14 protein-coding genes and 1 other RNA gene are annotated in these 17,624 nt (G+C 72.0%); 4 read left to right on the forward strand and 11 right to left on the reverse strand.

Annotated elements, in window-relative coordinates:
* Positions 1-197: 197 nt before the first annotated feature.
* From EV372_RS28985 to EV372_RS04810, 3 genes are read right to left on the reverse strand one after another with little or no spacing between them, the layout of a single operon-like run.
* The gene (locus tag EV372_RS28985) at positions 198-338 is read right to left on the reverse strand and encodes a hypothetical protein (RefSeq protein WP_013154713.1); all 141 of its coding nucleotides are present in this window, start codon (positions 336-338) and stop codon (positions 198-200) included.
* Positions 335-2,503 carry an MmpA family trehalose lipid delivery protein gene (locus EV372_RS29215; protein ID WP_486484096.1) on the reverse strand — a complete coding sequence of 723 codons (2,169 nt, stop codon included), beginning with the start codon at positions 2,501-2,503 and terminating at the stop codon, positions 335-337. Before EV372_RS29215 ends, EV372_RS28985 begins: the two co-directional genes overlap by 4 nt.
* 41 nt (positions 2,504-2,544) lie before the next feature.
* Positions 2,545-4,386, reverse strand: coding sequence for an SGNH/GDSL hydrolase family protein (locus tag EV372_RS04810; RefSeq protein ID WP_130395018.1), 1,842 nt, complete (start codon positions 4,384-4,386; stop codon positions 2,545-2,547).
* 177 nt (positions 4,387-4,563) lie between these two features.
* On the opposite strand from EV372_RS04810, the gene EV372_RS04815 reads away from it, so the two are divergent.
* Positions 4,564-5,457 carry a hypothetical protein gene (locus EV372_RS04815; protein ID WP_130395019.1) on the forward strand — a complete coding sequence of 298 codons (894 nt, stop codon included), beginning with the start codon at positions 4,564-4,566 and terminating at the stop codon, positions 5,455-5,457.
* Positions 5,458-5,631: 174 nt separating this feature from the next.
* Here the strand turns inward: EV372_RS04815 and EV372_RS04820 are convergent, their stop codons facing one another.
* On the reverse strand, positions 5,632-6,147 hold the full coding sequence (locus EV372_RS04820; protein WP_130395020.1) for an NADPH-dependent FMN reductase: 516 nt from the start codon (positions 6,145-6,147) through the stop codon (positions 5,632-5,634).
* A gap of 583 nt (positions 6,148-6,730) precedes the next feature.
* Between EV372_RS04820 and nagA the strand changes: the two genes are divergently transcribed.
* From nagA to EV372_RS04840, 3 genes are all read left to right on the forward strand, one after another.
* Positions 6,731-7,864 (forward strand): N-acetylglucosamine-6-phosphate deacetylase, encoded by a 1,134-nt coding sequence (nagA, locus tag EV372_RS04830; RefSeq protein WP_130395021.1) that lies wholly within the window; start codon positions 6,731-6,733, stop codon positions 7,862-7,864.
* 104 nt (positions 7,865-7,968) lie between these two features.
* On the forward strand, positions 7,969-8,280 hold the full coding sequence (locus EV372_RS04835; RefSeq protein ID WP_130395022.1) for a hypothetical protein: 312 nt from the start codon (positions 7,969-7,971) through the stop codon (positions 8,278-8,280).
* Between the two features lie 167 nt (positions 8,281-8,447).
* A complete protein-coding gene (locus EV372_RS04840) occupies positions 8,448-9,416 on the forward strand; it encodes an aldo/keto reductase (protein WP_130395023.1) in 969 nt (322 codons plus the stop codon).
* 90 nt (positions 9,417-9,506) lie between these two features.
* Here the strand turns inward: EV372_RS04840 and EV372_RS04845 are convergent, their stop codons facing one another.
* The 7 genes from EV372_RS04845 to prfB all read right to left on the reverse strand — a co-directional run bounded on the left by EV372_RS04845 (position 9,507) and on the right by prfB (position 17,557).
* Complete coding sequence (locus tag EV372_RS04845; RefSeq protein WP_130395024.1) at positions 9,507-10,292, reverse strand: class I SAM-dependent methyltransferase; 786 nt, start codon at positions 10,290-10,292, stop codon at positions 9,507-9,509.
* A 499-nt stretch (positions 10,293-10,791) separates the two neighbouring features.
* Positions 10,792-11,163, reverse strand: a transfer-messenger RNA (tmRNA) gene (ssrA, locus tag EV372_RS04850).
* Between the two features lie 413 nt (positions 11,164-11,576).
* The gene (locus EV372_RS04855; RefSeq protein WP_130395025.1) at positions 11,577-13,619 is read right to left on the reverse strand and encodes a penicillin-binding transpeptidase domain-containing protein; all 2,043 of its coding nucleotides are present in this window, start codon (positions 13,617-13,619) and stop codon (positions 11,577-11,579) included.
* A gap of 23 nt (positions 13,620-13,642) precedes the next feature.
* Positions 13,643-14,107: an SsrA-binding protein SmpB gene (gene smpB, locus EV372_RS04860; RefSeq protein ID WP_013154726.1), complete on the reverse strand. Its 465-nt coding sequence runs from the start codon at positions 14,105-14,107 to the stop codon at positions 13,643-13,645.
* Positions 14,108-14,181: 74 nt separating this feature from the next.
* Positions 14,182-15,093 (reverse strand): permease-like cell division protein FtsX, encoded by a 912-nt coding sequence (gene ftsX / locus EV372_RS04865; protein ID WP_207232770.1) that lies wholly within the window; start codon positions 15,091-15,093, stop codon positions 14,182-14,184.
* 57 nt (positions 15,094-15,150) lie between these two features.
* Entirely contained in the window at positions 15,151-15,840 is a 690-nt protein-coding gene (gene ftsE, locus EV372_RS04870) for a cell division ATP-binding protein FtsE (protein WP_013154728.1), read from the reverse strand.
* Positions 15,841-16,438: 598 nt separating this feature from the next.
* Positions 16,439-17,557: a peptide chain release factor 2 gene (gene prfB, locus EV372_RS04875; protein WP_013154729.1), complete on the reverse strand. Its 1,119-nt coding sequence runs from the start codon at positions 17,555-17,557 to the stop codon at positions 16,439-16,441.
* Between the last annotated feature and the right edge of the window lie 67 nt (positions 17,558-17,624).

Genomic DNA, 17,624 nt, shown 5'->3' on the forward strand with positions numbered 1-17,624 from the left:
GCGCCGCTACCTCGCGCGCGCGGGTGAACACGCACGGCGACCCCCTGGGGGAAGGGTGGAGCGCACGCCGAACGGGCCCGTGGGCCGGACGTCGGTGGTGGTGGGCGGCCGGGGGAGGGTACCCGGGGCCGCGGGATCGGGGAGTGGGGCGCCCCGCCGGGGGCGGAGCGCCCGCGAACCTCCGCCGTACGGCCGCCCTAGCGGTCGCCGTAGTTGTAGAGGGTTTCGTTCACCGGTTCCGCGGTGGCGGTCGAGTCCGTGGCGAGGCTGGTGGCCACGAAGGTGGCACCTCCCGCCAGGGCCGCACCGATGACGCAGGCGGCGATTACCTTGATCACTTGGGGATCTCCTTCCGCGCGCCCGATCCCGCGCTGGGTCCGGAGCGCTGGAAAACGAGACTAGAACCTGATCTAGCCATAGACCAGATGATTGCCCCAACTGTAACTAACCCGCCGGTAACTTCCAACCCCGGAATGCCAGCTTTGTCGGCCTTTACATGCTGGTCCCGCACCCGGAGAAGCACCATGTTGGGGCCCTCCACCACCACGGCCAAGCCCTCCACACCCGACCAGAACTGGTTATCGGCCGGTGCGGACACCGCCACGTACCGCACCCCCAGCCCGCCCAGCGCCGCGGCGTCCAACCGCTCGGGCAGGCCCGTCTCCGGGTCGGGCCCGAGCACCCCGGCGACGCGCCGCGCCCGCGCGTCCTCCCCGGTCACGACCACCTCTCCCCCGTCCGGGGTGCCCACGACCAGGTCGTCGTTCCACAGGGTGCGCCGGTCGAAGAGCTTGGTCGCCGGGTCCAGGACGACCGTGGCCCGCCCCGACCAGTCGGGGCCGCGGTAGGCGCTCCAGGGCAGCACCAGCACCGCCCCGGGCCGGTCGTCGGCGGCCACCGCCTCCTGCGCCGCCAGCCACTCCCCGGGGTAGTCCACCGGGGCCAACCGGCCGCTCGCGCCCCACAGCAACCCCGGCAGCACCACCACCGGCAGCAGCGCCACGAACACCGCGAGCCCCGTCCGCAGCGCGGCACCCTGCCGTCCGGCCAGCCACCACACGCACGCGCCGAGGCCGAGCGCCTGGACCAGGGACAGCGGGGCCACGTAGAGCTGTCCGTCGCGCAGGGGCCCGAACCCCGGCCAGGCGGAGACCAGCCAGACCAGCAGCGCACGCCCCGGACCGGTGGCCCCCAGCAGGGCGATCAGCAGGCCCAGGGCGGCGGCCGCCGAAAGACCGGGGCCGAACCCCGGCCGCTCCCGGCGCAGCAACCACACCCAGCCCGCCAACGCCAGCAGACACAGCAGCAGGCGGGCCGCGGCCGTCACCGGCTCGCCGTAGCCCGACGGAACCGCACCGGAGTTCCACACCCCGCCCAGGAGCAGCAGGGAGCCGAGGACCCCGAACGGGGTGTCCGAACGGGCCGAGAAAGCCGCCACCCCGGCCGGGTCCGTACCCGCCCCGCTGGCCAGGGACGGAAGCAGCCAGGGCAGGGAGACCACCACCAGCGCCAGCGCGAACAGCGACGCCCGCCCCCACCAGCGCGGCGCGCGCGGGTGCGAGGGAGTCACGGGAGAGGCGCTCTGAGCCTCCCAGGGGACAGGAGGAACCCGAGTCGCCCAGGGAGCCGCAGGGGTCACAGAACCCGAAGAGCTCATAGGACCCACAGAAGCCGCAGAGTCCACAGGGTCCACAGGGTCTGAGGGGGCCGCAGAGACAGGGGGAACCGAAGGAGGCGAAGGAGTTCCAGAAGGCTGCCTACGTCGAGGGTCCCGAGGGGTCGGAGTGGTCCGGGATGTTCGGGAGACACGGCTCTGACGCGACGCGCGCGGGCGGGCGGTGAGGGCGACGGGACCGGCGGTGAGGGCGGTCAGCACCACCGACGAGAACCCGCCGACCGCGGCGGGCACCAGCGCGCGCACCAGCCCGGCGAACCCCGAGCCCGGCCGCACCCTCGCCAGACGGACGGCGGCCCCCACCACCCACGGCAGCCCCGCGTAGCCCAGCAGCATCGCCCACTGGCCCAACAGCAGCCGCTCGGCCACGAACGGGTTCCACACGTAGGCCGTCCCGGCGGCGGCCGACGCCACCAGGGCCCCGGCGCCGCCGCGGGGCAGCACCCGCAGCACCAGGCGCGCGGCACCGGCCCCGCCCACGGCGAACACCGCCAGCAGCGCCAGCGACTGCACCGCGTCCCCGGGCAGGACCGCGGACAGCGCCGCCGCCACGGCGTCACTGGGAATCGCGCGGGGGAACCCGTCCGCGCCCCGCAGCACCGTGCCCAGCGACAGGTCGGGCACGAACACCATGTCGTAGCGCAGCACGTACCCGGGCCCCAGCGCGGGACCGAGCGCCAGCACACCGGCCAGCAGTCCCACGGCCCACGGCAGCAGACGGGGCAGCAGCCGGACTCCCCCTTCTCCTCGGGCGCCCCTTCCCCGCCGGGCGCCCCTTCCTCCCAGGGCCCCCCGCACTCGCCGGACCATCAGCCCTGTGAACGACACCGTCGACCTCCGCCCCTGGAAAGCAACCCCTCAGTCCGCCGTCAGCCCCGCGCGAGCAGAACGCTGTCGGAGTAGCCGCCCTCCACGTAGTCGCGGTAGGAGCGGACCACGAGTTCGTAGGGGCCAGACACCGTCACCGACCAGCGCGGCTCCTCCCCCGCCGGGCCCAGCGTGCGCCACCCCCGCCCGTCCCCGGGGCCGAGCCCGTCGCGGCGCTCGCAGTCCGGCCCGGGCGTGACGGGCTCGGGTTCCGGCACGGACGGCGTGGGAGCCGGAGTGGGCGTGGGGGTGGGCCGCGGACGGGGGTCCGCGTCGGGCACGGGGTCGGACGGCCCGTCGCTGGGGACGGGCGATTCGACGGGTTCCTCCGAGGCGTGCTCACCCTCCAGCGACGCGTACGGGCCGCCGCCGTCCACGGGCACCCGCCGGTCGTCGGCACCCCCGCAGTCCAGCGCGCGCACCCACACCTCGTAGTGGGAGGCCTCCCCGACCTCCTCCCACTCCACGGCCGCCCCGCCGTCGACGACGCGCAGCCAGGACGGCCCCGGCGGCGGATCGTCGTCCCACACCCACTGGAGGGGCTCGGACTCCACCCCCTCGTCCCGGCCCTTGAACGAGCGCACCACGAACTCGTAGCGGGCTCCGCTGAAGAGCGCCCCCACCAGCACGGAACGGCTGTCCCCGTCGGCGCGCACGTCCACGGGGAGCACGACGGCCTCGTCCGGGTCCGGTCCCACGCGCCGCTGCACCACCCGGTAGCCGGTCGCGCCGGGCACGGTCTCCCAACTGAGCACGAGGCCGTCCTCGGACTCCTCCGCCACGGGCTCGGGCGCGGTCGTGGGCCCCACCGCCGGTTCCGGCAGCGGCCGCCGGTAGGTCGGGCCGACCCCCAGCGGTTCGGCGAGCGCGTCGGCGAAGGCCGCCGCGATCCGCAGCTCGCCGCGCGCGTTGGGGTGCGCCTCGTCCCAGTTGTCACTGGCCGGGGCGTACCCGTCGGCGACCCGCGCGACCACCACGGGCGATTCGCTGGAGGTGAGCTGCGCGGCGAGGTCCACCAGACCCATGTTGAACCGGTCGATCTCGGCGTTGGCCCGCGGGTCCTCCACCGGCGGGAGCTCACCGAGGACGAACCGGGTCTGCCCCCGCACGACGCGCACCGTGGACACCGTCTCGCCCACCCCCTCCAGCGCGCTGTCGGCGTCCTCGCCCGCCAGGATGTCCTCGGTACCGGCCAGGAGGAGCAGGTAGTGCGGCCGGTACTCGGCGGCCACCCGCGCGGCCCCGGTGGACAGGTCCTGCGCGGTGGTGCCCCAGCGGGCGGCGTGGTCGGTGTCGAAGTCGGGGTCGGCGTAGTCCTGGTTGCCGAACTCGCGGTCCGCCAACCCGTACACGCCGTCGTAGGGGCCGACGAAGTCCACCTCCACCCCGGCCTCGCGCAGGTGGGACCACAGGCGGTAGCGCCAGGTGTAGTCGCCGCTGCTGCCCTGGGAGAGCGAGTCGCCGACGACCATGACGCGCAGTTCGCCGTCCGGCGGGCCCGGCACGGTGACGGGCTCCTCGGCGCGCCCGCCCTCCGCGGCGCCTCCCCCGGAGCCGCTCTGGATCAGCAGCAGGGTGACCGCCATCGCCGAGAGCATGACGCCGAGCAGCCCGAGGGGCCCGGGCTCGAAACGGGAGTGGCTGTCCCAGCGGGGCCGGAGCAACGGGAGGCGGAGCCGTCGGGGCCACCGGTCCAGGAGCGACGCCAGACGCGGCGCTCGCGGGCGGTCCCGCCCCGGTTCGCCGGGCCGGGACCTGCGCGGTCCGGGCCAGCGGAACCGAAGCCTGCCGAAGCGGTCGGCCACGCGTGACCACCACACGGAGCGTTCGTCGGATCCGCGCACCGCGCCCCCTGCGTTCCCAGAACGGGTTCTACCCCCGACAGGGGGCTCGTCAGACAAGACTAGAACTGGTTATATATAATTCGTCAACTCGCTGCGGCCGAGCGGAACCGCCTACACCGACGTTAGCGGCCGCCCCCGCCCTCTCGACTCCGCGCCCCGACGGAAAGCAGGACCCCCGTGACCGGACTCCTGGTGGCCCTGCTGTCCGCGGTGGTCTACACCGTCGGCCTGACCGTGGAACAGCGCGCCCTGCACGGCGCGGAGTCGATCTCGGTCAACCGCCCCCTCCACCTGGCCCGGGTCCTGCTCACCAACCCCCGCTGGGTGCTCGGCTGCCTCTTCGCCGCCCTGGGCAGCGTCGGCCTGATCGTCTCGCTCGGCCTGGCGCCCGTGTCCGTGGCCCAGCCCGCCTTCGCCGCCGGGGTCGCGTGCGGCATCCTCGTCATCACCCTCGTCCTGGGCGAGCGCGTCACGCGGGGCGAGTACGTGGCCCTCGGCATCATGCCGGTCGCGCTCGGCCTGCTCAGCCTGTCCACCGCCGAGGGCGCCGAGACCGGCACCACCGCCGACGCACCGCTGCTCATCACCGTCAGCCTGCTCACCGTCGCGGTGTGCCTGGTCGTCGTGGGCCTGGCCGGCGGACGCGGCCGCTACGTGTCCGCCGCCGCCCTGGGCGCGGCCGCGGGCTTCGCCCAGGGCAGCGCGGGCCTCCAGGGCAAGGGGCTGGGCGGCCTGCTGGCCGACCACGGCCTGTGGGACGCGATCGTCCCCGCGCTGCTGTCGCCCTACCCCTACCTGTACGCGGTGGGCTGGGCGGTGGGCATCGTCCTCTTCCAGACCTCGCTCCAGCGCTCGCGCACCTCCATCACCGCCCCGGTGTCCAACGTCGTGGGCAACGTGTTCATGGTCGTCATGGGCACGATCCTGTTCGGCGAGCGGCTGCCCGACGACCCCGTCATGCTGGCCCTGCGCGTGGGCGGATTCGCCCTCACCCTCGTCGTGGTCGTCCTGGTCCGCGGCAACGTGGCGGCCGCCGAGGCGGACACCAGCCGCAAACGCGCCCACGCCTAGACCGCGCGCGGGCGCGCGCAGGAGGCGGACGTGCGCCGGGACGGCGTGCCGCCCCCGCCAAGACGAGGAAACGGCGTGCGGCCCCCGCGGAGGCCGGGGAGAGGGCGGGACACTCCTGCGCGTCTCCCCCGCCGCCACGGACCCGCCGCTACGGGACCGCCACGGCGACCCCGGTCAGACGGCCACCGACACGGCCTCGCGCAGGCCCGGGGCGGCGACGTCGGCCCACGCCCGCACCACGCTGTCGGGCTGGCCGGTCTCCCCCTCGGCCAGGATCAGGCCGGGCTCGGCCACCCAGGCGCCCAGGTCGGCCAGCAGGATACGCAGGTCCTCCTCGATGCCCCGGCTGTTGCGCAGGTCCTCCACGACCGCCAGCGGAACCGCGACCGTGTGGCCCAGTCCCAGCTCGGGCAAGCGGTCGAGGAAGACCTTCAGCAGCCCGGTGTAGGTGCCGTGCGCCTGCGGGGAGGCCACGAGCAGGACGTCGCTCTCGCGCACCTTCGCCAGAGCTGCCTCGACGGCGGCGGAGGTCTCCGAGAGCAGTTCGGCGCCGAGTTCGGCGATGTCGATGACGTCGGGGCGGGAGTCGACACCCGCGCGGGCGGCGACCTCGGAGGCCGCGCGCAGGGCGGCGTCGCGGACGGAGGAACGGATCTGGGGGGCGGCGACGAGCACGGTGAAGCGGGTCATGCGAGAACTCCTGGGTTCGAACAGAGCGAGCCGGGATCGGAGGAGACACCAGCCGGGGAGGACGGCGGGTCGGTTGACACCGGAAGGAGGGGTGACGAACGTCCTTGGACTCTCGCGGTTCCTCGCCTCCGACACGGGGGAGCGGACCACGCTGTCCGAAAACCGCCCGTGTCGGGCCTGGCAGGTCTGCTGCGGCGACCGCGGGGCGGTCCCCGCAGAACCCAGGGGAAGAGATGAGCGTCCGGTGTCTGCGACAGGGCACGTGCGACGGGGCACGAGAGGCGCGGGGCGAAACCCCGCAGGGCGCTAGCTACGACAGAGCGCGCTCGCCTGCTGTCTCAGATCGACATGCAGGCGCTGGACAAGCAGCTCACCGGCGGACATGTCTCCATCATGAAGCGCCCCGGCCGTTATCGTCAATGCGTGCGCGCGCACCACGGTGGGCGGTCCACCCCTCGGACAGCCGTCCCAGGAAGCGGGATCGCCCAGCTCCGCAGGCAATACGGAAGCCCGCGGTGACGGCTCCGAAGGCCTGTGTAATGTGCGACACACACCGACGAGACGAGCACGAGGAACCCCTCACATGGCCCACACCCCCGTCACACTCACCAACGCGCGCGTCGTGACCCCCGACGGGGTCCACGAGGGATGGCTGAGGATCGAGAACGGCCGCGTGGCCGCGCTGGGTTCGGACGAGCCCGTTCCCGGCGGCCGCGACCTCGGCGGCGCCTGGGTCGTCCCCGGCATGGTGGACACCCACGTCCACGGCGGCGCCGGGCACGCGTTCACCGAGACCGACCCCGAGGGCGTCCGTGAGACGATCGCGTTCAACCGCTCCCGGGGCGTGACCGCGCTGGTGGGCGGCCTCGTGGCGGCCACCCCGGAGGACACCCTGCTCCAGGTGGCGGCGCTTGCCGAACTGTGCGACGCGGGCGAGCTGGCGGGCATCTACCTGGAGGGCCCCTTCATCTCCCGGGCCAGGTGCGGAGCGCACGACCCCGACCTGCTCCGCGACCCCGACACCGCCGAGTTCGACCGCTGGCTCAAGGCCGGGCGGGGGCACGTGCGCATGGTGACGGTGGCCCCGGAGCTGCCCGGGGCACTGGACCTGATCGGCGCGGCGGCCTCCTCCGGCGTGGTGGCGGCGGTGGGGCACACCGAGGCCACCTACGAGCAGACGCTGGCGGCCTTCGACGCGGGGGCGTCGGTGGCCACCCACCTGTACAACGCGATGCGTCCGCTGGGCCACCGCGACCCGGGGCCGATCGCCGCCGCGCTGGGCGACGAGCGCGTGACGGTCGAGCTGATCCTGGACAACGTGCACGTCCACCCGGGAGCGGCCGGGCTGGTCTTCGACGCCGCGGGCGCGGACAGGGTGTCCCTGGTGACGGACGCGATGTCGGCGACGGGCCTGGGCGACGGCGAGTACACGCTGGGCGACCTGCGGGTGCGGGTGAGCGGCGGCGAGGCGCGCCTGGCGGAGAGCGGCACGATCGCCTCCAGCACGATCGTCCTGCCCCAGGCTGTGCGCAACGCCGCGCTGGGCCTGGGCGTCGGCGTGCCCGAGGCCGTGCGGTCGGCGTCGTCGGTTCCGGCCGCGGCGCTGGGGCTGGACGGGGTGGGCCGGATCGAGGTCGGGGGGCGCGCCGACCTCGTCGTGCTCGACGACGACCTCGAAGTCCGCGAGGTGGTGTACGAGGGCGCCTGGGTGGAGTAACGGCGTGTCGTAACCGCGTTACGGACTAGTAATATAACCCTGGGTGACAATGGCGACAGGGCATCGAGGAGAGCCACCACGCTCGACACGAAAGGATCTGCGCCATGGCCAAGTCGAGACAGACGAGGGACGAGCAGCCGACCCGTGTGCCCTCCGAGGAGCACGAGCACCTCGGCAAACTCGCCGCGGAACTGTCCCGTTACGACGTACGGGCGGACGTGGTCGACGAACAGTCGTCGCCGTGCCTGCGCGTGCGCAACCCGTCATCCGCGTGTGCGGTTGAGGACGTGGTCTGTGAGCGCCGAGAGCACGACTACGCGTTCATCGCCTCGTTCGGGGTCTACCTCGGCAGCAGTGGGAGTCTCGGCGTCACGGCCCACAAGGTCGCCTGGCTCGTGGGGGCCACCGAGGCGTGACGGCTACGCGGGACGGGTGCGGTGCGACCGGCACCGCACCCGTCCGCGTATCGGCCTGGCGTCCCCACGGAGCTTTACGACGTAGATTCCTGGAGGCCGTGCGGGAGGCCCGCACCCCGGCACCCTAGAGTCGTGCCGTCCCCATCCCCTCGACGGAAGGCGAGCCCGTGGACTACGTCAAGCTGGGCCGGACCGGACTCGACGTCTCCCGCGTCACCCTCGGCTGCATGAGTTACGGGGACCCCGCCAGGGGCACCCACGACTGGACCCTGGACGAGGAGGCCAGCAGGCCCTTCATCCGCCAGGCGGTCGAGGCGGGCGTCAACTTCTTCGACACCGCCAACACCTACTCGGACGGCAGCAGCGAGGAGATCGTCGGCCGGGCCCTGGCCGAGTACGCCGACCGCGACGAGATCGTGCTGGCCACCAAGGTGTTCGGCCGCACCCGCCCGGGCCCCAACGGCGGCGGGCTCTCGCGCAAGGCGATCCTCACCGAGATCGACCACAGCCTGCGGCGCCTGGGCACCGACTACGTGGACCTGTACCAGATCCACCGCTGGGACCCCACCACGCCGATCGAGGAGACCGTCGAGGCCCTGCACGACGTGGTCAGGGCGGGCAAGGCGCGCTACGTGGGCGCCTCCTCGATGCACGCCTGGCAGTTCGCCAAGGCGCTGAGGGTCGCCGACGTCAACGGCTGGACCAGGTTCGCCACCATGCAGAACCACTACAACCTGCTCTACCGCGAGGAGGAGCGGGAGATGCTGCCCCTGTGCGCGGACGAGGGCATCGGGGTCATCCCGTGGAGCCCCCTGGCGCGCGGTCGGCTCACCCGCGCGTGGGAGGAGGAGACGGCGCGCAGCCGCGGTGACGCGTTCGGCTCGCGGCTGTACGCGGAGGCGGACCGGTCGATCGCGGACGCCGTCGGCGCGGTCGCCCAGAGGCGCGGGGTACCCCGTGCGCGGATCGCCCTGGCCTGGGTGTCGCGGAATCCCGCGGTGACCTCGCCGATCATCGGCGCCACCAGGCCGCACCACCTGGACGACGCGATCGCGTCGCTGTCGCTGGAGCTGACCGACGAGGAGGTGGCGGAGCTGGAGCGACACTACACGCCGCGCCCGGTCTCCGGCTTCTGACACCGCCCGGCGCGGGGCCGTCCGCGGCCCCGCGCCCACGGCACGCGCCGAGGACGCCCGAGCCGTCCCGGAGCCCGCGGAGGCGCCCGGTCAGCCGCGCGCGGTGACGCGGATCTTGGACTGGCCGTGCGGGCGCTTCTCCCAGTCCTCCATGAACCGGGCCGACAGTCCGTGCTTCTCCGCGAGGGTGATCAGCGTTTCGGTCCGGTAGTAGAAGTCCTCCCGCAGCACCTGGTGCTCGGCTCCCTCGGTCCGGTCGTAGGTGAAGTCGAAGAACCCGCCCGGCGCCAGGATCCGCTCGACGTTGGCCAGGCACTCGTCGATCACCTCGATGGGCGAGTGCGAGAACACGCTGTGCGCGTGGACGACGTCGAAGTGGCCCTCCGGCAGGAAGGAGAAGGTCAGGTCCCGGGTGATGGTCAGGTGCGGCAGCTTCTCCTGCAACCCGCGCTCGGCCAGCACGCCCTTGGCGGCGATGAGGATGTCCGGGGAGATGTCGATCCCGTAGTAGCCGCCCGGGTCGAGGTAGTCGATCAGCCGCCATCCGGCGCGCAGGTTCCCGCAGCCGATGTCGAGCATCCGGTGCTCCGGTCTGAGACCGTGTTCGACCAGGTAGTCGAACTGCATCTGCCCCAGCGCCAGCCAGCGCTCCTGGCTCTGGCTGCCCACGGCCGACCTGGGGTCGCGGGCGGCGTCGGAGGCCATCACCGCCCGGTAGTAGTCCACGTGGTCGCGGTGGGTCAGGCGCAGCCGCAGGTCACGGGCGGAGCGGCGCACGTACGGCACCACCTTGCCGGGGTTGCGCAGCGCGTAGCGCACCTTGTGCACCAGGGAGGATCGGTTGGCGTTGAGGGAGGCGGCTGTCTTCTTCGGCATCGGAAGGCTCTCGGTCGAAGGCTTTCGCTCACCCGCGGATACGGGGGGCCGGGGGGTCAAAGAGGATAACGCTTTCGTCGCGGCCCCGGTTCACCGCCTCGGATCCGACCGTACCCGGAAAGTCACCGGGAGTGCGGTACCTCCGCCCTCCCGAAGCGCCCGGGTCCCCGCGACCAGGAGGTCGGGCGAAGCCGTGCCCCGAGAAGACGAAAGGCCGCACCGGCAGCAGCCGAGCGGCCCACAGGGGTTCCGGAAGAGCATCGCGGACAGCCCCGCCCACAGGGGGCACCTCAGAAAGCTCGGGCCCCGAGAAGCATCGCGGACAGCCCCGCCCCATGCGGCGAAGCCTCACGTCGTCAGGAACACCCCCCACCCCGCCGACCAGAACGGCCCCGACCACAGGGGGGTACCTCGGGGGGATCGGGGGTCTCCCCCCGGAAAACACGAAGGACGACCCGGCGAGGCGGCCGAGGGCCGCCGAGCAGGGTCGTCCTGAGTCCTGTGGAGGTGGCGGGAATCGAACCCGCGTCCTTCAGCACCGAGCCAGGGCTTCTCCGGGTGCAGTCCGCGCTGTCGTTCTACTCGGCCTCAGCGCTTGCACGGACACATCGCTGACAGGCCCAGCCACGAAGATGTCCCGCTCAGGCCCCGTGGCCTGATCTGAGCGGTAAGTCATCTAGCTGATGCCGGGATCTGGGCCGATGACGAGCCCAGGCCGACAGAGACGCTATCGCTTAGGCAGCGAGAGCGAACTCAGTGCGCTTAGAATTGGCACTTGTGTTTACGCGAATGCAGGATTAACGAGGTCACAAACGCAACCCTCGACCCGCTTCCCCTGGAACGACTACCGAAGTCGAAACCGATCACCCCCTGTGGAATTGTCACGGCCTCCCCGCCAGGCGGGGCGGCCGACATGCGAGCGGCGAACGCTCGCGCGTCCGTCACTCTACCTGTTGAACAGTACAGGGGCCAAGCTGATTCCCGGTAGCGGAGGGAAAACCGCGGCCGCCGGGCCCGGACGGGGAGAAACCCCCGCGGGCGCGGACGCAAGAGGTGGTCGACGCGGCCCGCGGGGGCGGTCGGCAGGGTCGGGCCGACCTTGGGAAACGACAGGATCTCCCCCGAGATGAGGTCCTGCCCCTCACTGGTCCGCTACCCCCTGTCGCGGCCCAGTCATAGGGGAAGACGCGGGCGGACCCCCGGGAGGTTGCCCGAGGGTCCGCTCTTTGCCGGGTTCTGCCCTGTCCGGAAGAAACGATGACCGGAGCCGCCGACCGGTGGGCCCTACCAGCCGGTCTCCTCCGTGCCCGTCAGGTCGGCCTGGTTGGTCGGCCCCGTCGGTCCGGTCTGCGTCGGATCCGTCTGCTCCGAGGGCAGGCCCACGCCCTCGGTGGTCGTGGGACCGCCGGGCAGCTGCTCGCCGGTGGTCGGCCCGGCGGGTGCCTCCTCGGGCACCCCGTTGGCCATCCCGTTGAGGAAGGAGCCCGCGGCGTTCACCGCGTGCTGTGACACCAGGGTCGTCGCCGGGTCGGCCTCGGCCAGGACGGCGAAGGCCACGTCGTCCTTGTAGCCGACGAACCAGTGCAGCGAGGTGTCGCCCTGCTCCACGCGGGCCGCCTGCCCGTAGACCTCTCCCCCGGTGGCGAGAAGCTCGGGCATGCGGTTGGTCACCGCGTCGCGCAGCCCGGTGCGGACCACCTCCAGGTGGGCGTCGTCCAGGGTGGCGGCCCCGATCGGGTCCGGGCCCTCCTCGGGCACCAGGGCCGGAGCGTTCCACGTGCCGTCCGCGACCGTGGCGGCGACCAGGGCCATGGACAGCGGGCTGACCCGCACGCCGTGCTCGCCGATCATGGCCGCGGCCACGTTCTCCTCACCGTCCTCCACGGCCACCGAACCCGAGGAGGCCGGGACGGGCAGCTGCCAATCGGCGCCGATGCCCATCCGTCCGGCGGTCTCGGCGATCGCCTCCGGGCCCACCTCGGCGCCCAGGCCCGCGAAGCCGACGTTGCAGCTGAAGGTGATGTTGCGGGCCAGGGTGGCCTGGTCGAGCAGGGCCCCGCCGCCCGGGTTGACGAAGGTGCGTCCGCCGATCTCCGCGGAGTAGCCGCAGGGCACCTCGCTCTCGGGGGTGGCCGCGCCCGACTCCAGGGCGGCCAGGGCGGTGACCATGCCGAAGGTGCTGCCCGGCAGGTAGGAGCCGGTGAAGGCGTTGTCGTCCGCGGTGCTGCCCGAGGCGCTGGCAGCGGCCAGGACCTCGCCGCTGCCGGTGTCGACCGCCACCAGGTAGCCGTTGCCCGGCACCGTCGCCAGCGCGTTCTCGGCGGCCCGCTGCACGTCCAGGTCCAGGGTGGTGTCGATGGCCCCGCTGAGCGAGCCCTCCCACGCCTGCAGGACGTCGGTGACCTGTCCGTCCTGGTCCAGGGAGACCACCTGGGTGGTGCCCGAACCGGCCAGCTCGTGCTGGAAGATGTTCTGGAGCCCGTTCAGGCCGACGGTGTCGCCCGCCTGGTAGGAGCCGGGCACGCGGGAGGAGACCCGGTGCTCGGCGGTCCCGGCGACCTCGCCCAGCAGGAACGGCGACACCGAGGGCGTCAGGTTGACCTGGACCTCCTGGGTGTCCACTCCGGAGATCCGCGAGGCCTCGCTCAGCAGCGTCTCGTCCACGCTGGAGCCGCGCATGAGCACCAGCGGCTGGAACTGCTCGGGCGGCGCGGAGCGCACCCGGTTCAGGAGCGGGTCGGGGTCCTCGTCGAGGAGTTCGGCGAGCTGGGTGACCCCGGCCTCCTTGTCCTCCATGTCCGCGGGGTAGACGCCGAAGGCCGTCACGCTGTCCGCGGTGACCAGCGGCTCGCCCTCGCGGTCGAGGATCTGGCCGCGCTCCTGGCTCTCGTAGCTGACCGCGAGGCGCTCCTGCTCGCTCAGGTCGGGGTGCAGCACGCTCGTGGACCAGGAGATGCGCCAGCCGTCGGGGCCCCACTCCAGGGGCATGCGCCCGGTGTAGTTCCAGGTCGGGTCGCCGATGCCGAGGTCGGCGTTGACGCCGAACTCGGCCTGCGCCGAATCGCCCTCGCGGGAGATGGGTCCGAGCTGGAACCGCAGGGAGGCCAGGTCGAGCTGCTCGCGCATGTCCGTGAGGGCCGCGGACACCTGTGCGGGGTCTCCGTCGGTGTAGGCGGCGGCGGTCTCGTGGTCACCGTCCTGCCAGGCGAGCAGGAAGGACCTGACCGCCACCTCCGGACTGGGGTGCGGTGTGCACGCGGCCAGGGCGGCGGCGAGGAGCAGGCCGCTGCCGGCGGCCGTGAACCGGCCGAGGGGACGGGGGGACACCGTGTGTGTTCCTTTCGGGTGCCTCATCGACGGCGGCGCAGGGCGCGTTCCATGTCGCGCTTCGCCTCGCGCTCGGCGATGTCGTGGCGCTTGTCGTACTCACGCTTACCGCGGGCCAGAGCGATCTCCACCTTGGCGCGCCCGTCACTGAAGTACAGGGACAGCGGGACGAGCGTGAAGCCGGGTTCCCGGGTCTTGCCGATCAGCCGGGAGATCTGCTCGCGGTGCAGGAGTAGCTTACGCGATCGTCGGGCGGCGTGGTTGGTCCAGGTTCCCTGGGAGTACTCGGGGATGTGGACGTTCTCCAGCCACACCTCGCCGTCGTTGATGTGCGCGAAGCCGTCCACGAGGGAGGCGCGGCCCTGCCGCAGCGACTTGACCTCGGTACCGGTGAGGACGAGGCCCGCCTCGTAGGTCTCGTCGATGTGGTAGTCGTGCCGGGCCCGGCGGTTCTGCGCGATGAGCTTGCGCCCGGTCTCCCGTGCCACAGATGTGTCCCTTCATACGTCCGGGGGGCACGAGGCCCCCCGGTGTCGAATCCTCCCCGCCCCAGGCGGCCGCGTCAGATCTTGAGGTAGCGGCGCAGGGTGAGGAACGAGGTGATGGTGCACAGCAGGATGCCGAGGATCATCGAGACGCCGATGACGTACATCAGCGAACCCGCGCCCAGGGCCACGTCGAACTGGAACCAGTCCTCGATCTGCGTGAGCAGGGTGTAGCGGGTGGCCACGATGAAGCCGGAGGCGATCAGACCGCCGATGAGACCGGCGACCGCGCCCTCCAGCAGGAACGGCAGCTGGATGTAGAAGTTCGACGCGCCGACCAGACGCATGATGCCGGTCTCCCGGCGGCGGCTGTAGGCCGACAGCCGGATGGTGTTGCCGATCAGCAGCGCGGCGGCGGCCAGCTGGACCCCCGCGAGCACGAGGGCGGCCGCGCGCAGGCCGTCCAGCAGCCCGAAGAACTGCTCCAGCACGATCTCGTCGTCGGAGATGCTGTCGACGCCCGGGGCGCCCTCCACCGCGGAGCGCACGGTCTGGTACTGGGAGGGGTCGGTGAGCTGCACCCGGTAGTTGTCCGGGATGTCGCCCTCCTGCGCGGCGTTGGCCAGCGCCTCGTTGGAGGGGCCCAGCCGGTCCTGGAAGTCCTGCCAGGCCTCGGCCGAGGTGAGGTAGGTGTACTCCTGCACCTGGGCCAGGCCGTCGAGGGTCTGCTCCACTGCCTGGCGGTCCTCGTCGGTGGCCGGACCGTTCTCCTGGCAGGCCGTGGTGGGCGAGATCTCGGTGCACATGTAGACGGTGAGCGTGATCCGCTCGTCCCAGTAACTGCGCATCTCGGAGACCTGCTGGTTGACCAGTAGACCGGCGCCGAAAAGAGTCAGTGAGATGGCCACCGTCGTGATGACCGCGATGGTCATCGTCAGGTTTCGGCGAAGGCCGATCCACGTCTCGGAGAGAACGAATTGTGCTCGCATGATCTGTTAAAGGTCCATCCTTCGGGGCTTCGCCGCGCCGGTCCTCGCAGCGGGAGGTCAGTACGCCTGGCCGTAGACGCCGCGCGTCTGGTCGCGCACTACCAAGCCCTCTTCAAGCTCGATCACGCGCTTGCGCATCGAGTCGACGATGGCGGCGTCGTGGGTCGCCATGACGACGGTGGTGCCCGTGCGGTTGATTCGGTCCAGCACCTTCATGATGCCGATGGAGGTCGCGGGGTCGATGTTGCCCGTGGGCTCGTCGGCCAGCAGGATCTGGGGACGGTTGACGAACGCGCGGGCGATGGCCACGCGCTGCTGCTCACCGCCGGAGAGTTCGTTGGGCATCCGCCCGGCCTTGCCCTCCAGGCCGACGAGTTCGACCACCTCGGGGACGACCTTGCGGATGAAGCGGCGGGGCTTGCCGATGACCTCCAGCGCGAAGGCGACGTTCTCGAAGACGTTCTTGTTCGGCAGCAGGCGAAAGTCCTGGAAGACACAGCCGATACGGCGGCGCAGGTGGGGGACCTTCCAGTTGGACAGGCGCGCCAGGTCCTTGCCGGCGACGTGCACACGTCCCTTGTCGGGCTTCTCCTCCTTGAGGACCAAGCGGAGGAAGGTCGACTTGCCGGAGCCGGACGGGCCGACCAGGAAGACGAACTCGCCCTTGTCTACGTCAATGGAAACGCCGTCGAGCGCGGGGCGCTTCTGGGTCGGGTAGACCTTGGTGACGTTATCGAAGTGGATCACAGGCGCATCACAAGGTTCTCGAAGGTATGGGCACCCGCAGTGGAGGGCACTCCGCGCGGGATCGTACCGGCCACATGGCCAACCGACAGTGTAGAGGGGGGAGCGGCCCGGATTGTCCCGGTCGCCTCACACCCGAAGATCAGTGCACCATCGGACAACAGCCTCGAGCATATCGGAGGCGTCAACCGATGATAACGTTCACATATAGCATTTTCGGTAAAACTGCGGAGACGTGATCATCACCATTGGGACACAATGACCACATGTGTCCCGCCTGCTCACCCGGGGTGCCGCCGCCGCGACCGGGCGTGTCCTCGGCCCCCTCCGGCACCGGCCCGGCCGCGGGAAGCCCCGGCGCCCGCGGGCGCCGGGGCGCGCGTCCGGCTCGCGGCCGCGTCCCCGGGCGGGGCGGCGGCGCGGTGACCGCACCGCGGCGCCTACGACGGGTTCGCTCGTGCCCACCCGCCGCCCGCCACCACCCTCGACGGACGCCTGCGGCGCGGTTCCCCCACGGAAAACCCGCCTCCGCCACCTCCGGAACCCCGTCGGCGCCCGAACCGACCCCCCGCACAGCCGAGGCCGGTTCAGAAAACGGAACCTAGGCGTCCTCGGAACGCTCCCGGCTGCGCATCCAGCGGATCTCGGCGTCGATGAACTCGTCGATGTCCCCGTCCAGCACACCCGAGGTGTTGCCGGTCTCGGCGCCGGTGCGCACGTCCTTGACGCTCTGGTAGGGGTGCAGGACGTAGTTGCGCATCTGGGTGCCCCAGCTGCTCACCGAGTCGCCGCGGATCTCGTCCAGCGCCGCCTGCTCCTCCTCGCGCTTGCGCGCCAGCAGCTTGGCCTGGAGCATCGACATGGCCGTGGCCTTGTTCTGCAGCTGCGACCGCTCGTTCTGGCAGGACACCACGATGCCGGTCGGCAGGTGGGTGATGCGCACCGCCGAGTCGGTGGTGTTGACGCCCTGGCCGCCGGGGCCGCTGGAGCGGTACACGTCCACCCGCAGGTCGCCGTCGTCGATCTCGATGTGGTCGCTCTGCTCCACCACCGGGACGACGTCCACGCCCGCGAACGAGGTCTGGCGCCGGTTCTGGTTGTCGAACGGCGAGATGCGCACCAGGCGGTGCGTGCCGTGCTCGCCGCGCAGGGTGCCGTAGGCGAACGGGGTCTTGACGGCGAAGGAGGTGGACTTGATGCCCGCCTCCTCGGCGTAGGAGGTCTCGTAGACGTCCGTGGGGTAGCCGTGCCGCTCGGCCCAGCGCAGGTACATGCGCTGGAGCATCTGCGCCCAGTCCGCGGCGTCCACGCCGCCCGCCTGGGAGTTGATCGTGACGATGGCCTCGCGCTCGTCGTGCGGCCCGTTGAGGAGGGTGCGCACCTCCAGCTCGCCGATCTCCTTGCGCAGCTGGTCGAGCTCGCGGTCGGCCTCGACCCTGGTGTCGGCGTCGTCCTCGGCCTCGGCCAGCTCGTAGAGCACGCCGAGGTCGTCGAGCCGCTGGCCGATGCCGTTGATCTTGTTGACCATGGACTCCAGGCTGGAGAGCTGGCGCGTCACCTTCTGCGCGTTGTCCTGGTCGGCCCACAGCTCGGGGTCCGCGGACTGCTCGCGCAGTTCGGCGATCTGGGTGTGCATGGCCTCCAGGTCCAACACGGCGCTGACGCTCGCCAGGGTCGCCGCGAGGTCCTTGATCTTCTCTGCTGGGTCCAGTTCTGCCACGGACCCCAGTGTAGGCCCCAAACAGGGGACGGGCTCCCCGCGCGCACCGGCGCGGGGAGCCCGTCGG

The sequence above is a fragment of the Nocardiopsis sp. CNZ308 genome, assembly GCF_004217075.1.

Coding starts and splice junctions, on each gene's coding strand:
- EV372_RS04820 (WP_130395020.1), bottom strand. CDS start 6,147: ATGACCCGCTTCACCGTGCTCGTCGCCGCCCCCCAGATCCGTTCCTCC.
- nagA (WP_130395021.1), top strand. CDS start 6,731: ATGGCCCACACCCCCGTCACACTCACCAACGCGCGCGTCGTGACCCCC.
- EV372_RS04835 (WP_130395022.1), top strand. CDS start 7,969: ATGGCCAAGTCGAGACAGACGAGGGACGAGCAGCCGACCCGTGTGCCC.
- EV372_RS04845 (WP_130395024.1), bottom strand. CDS start 10,292: ATGCCGAAGAAGACAGCCGCCTCCCTCAACGCCAACCGATCCTCCCTG.
- ftsX (WP_207232770.1), bottom strand. CDS start 15,093: ATGCGAGCACAATTCGTTCTCTCCGAGACGTGGATCGGCCTTCGCCGA.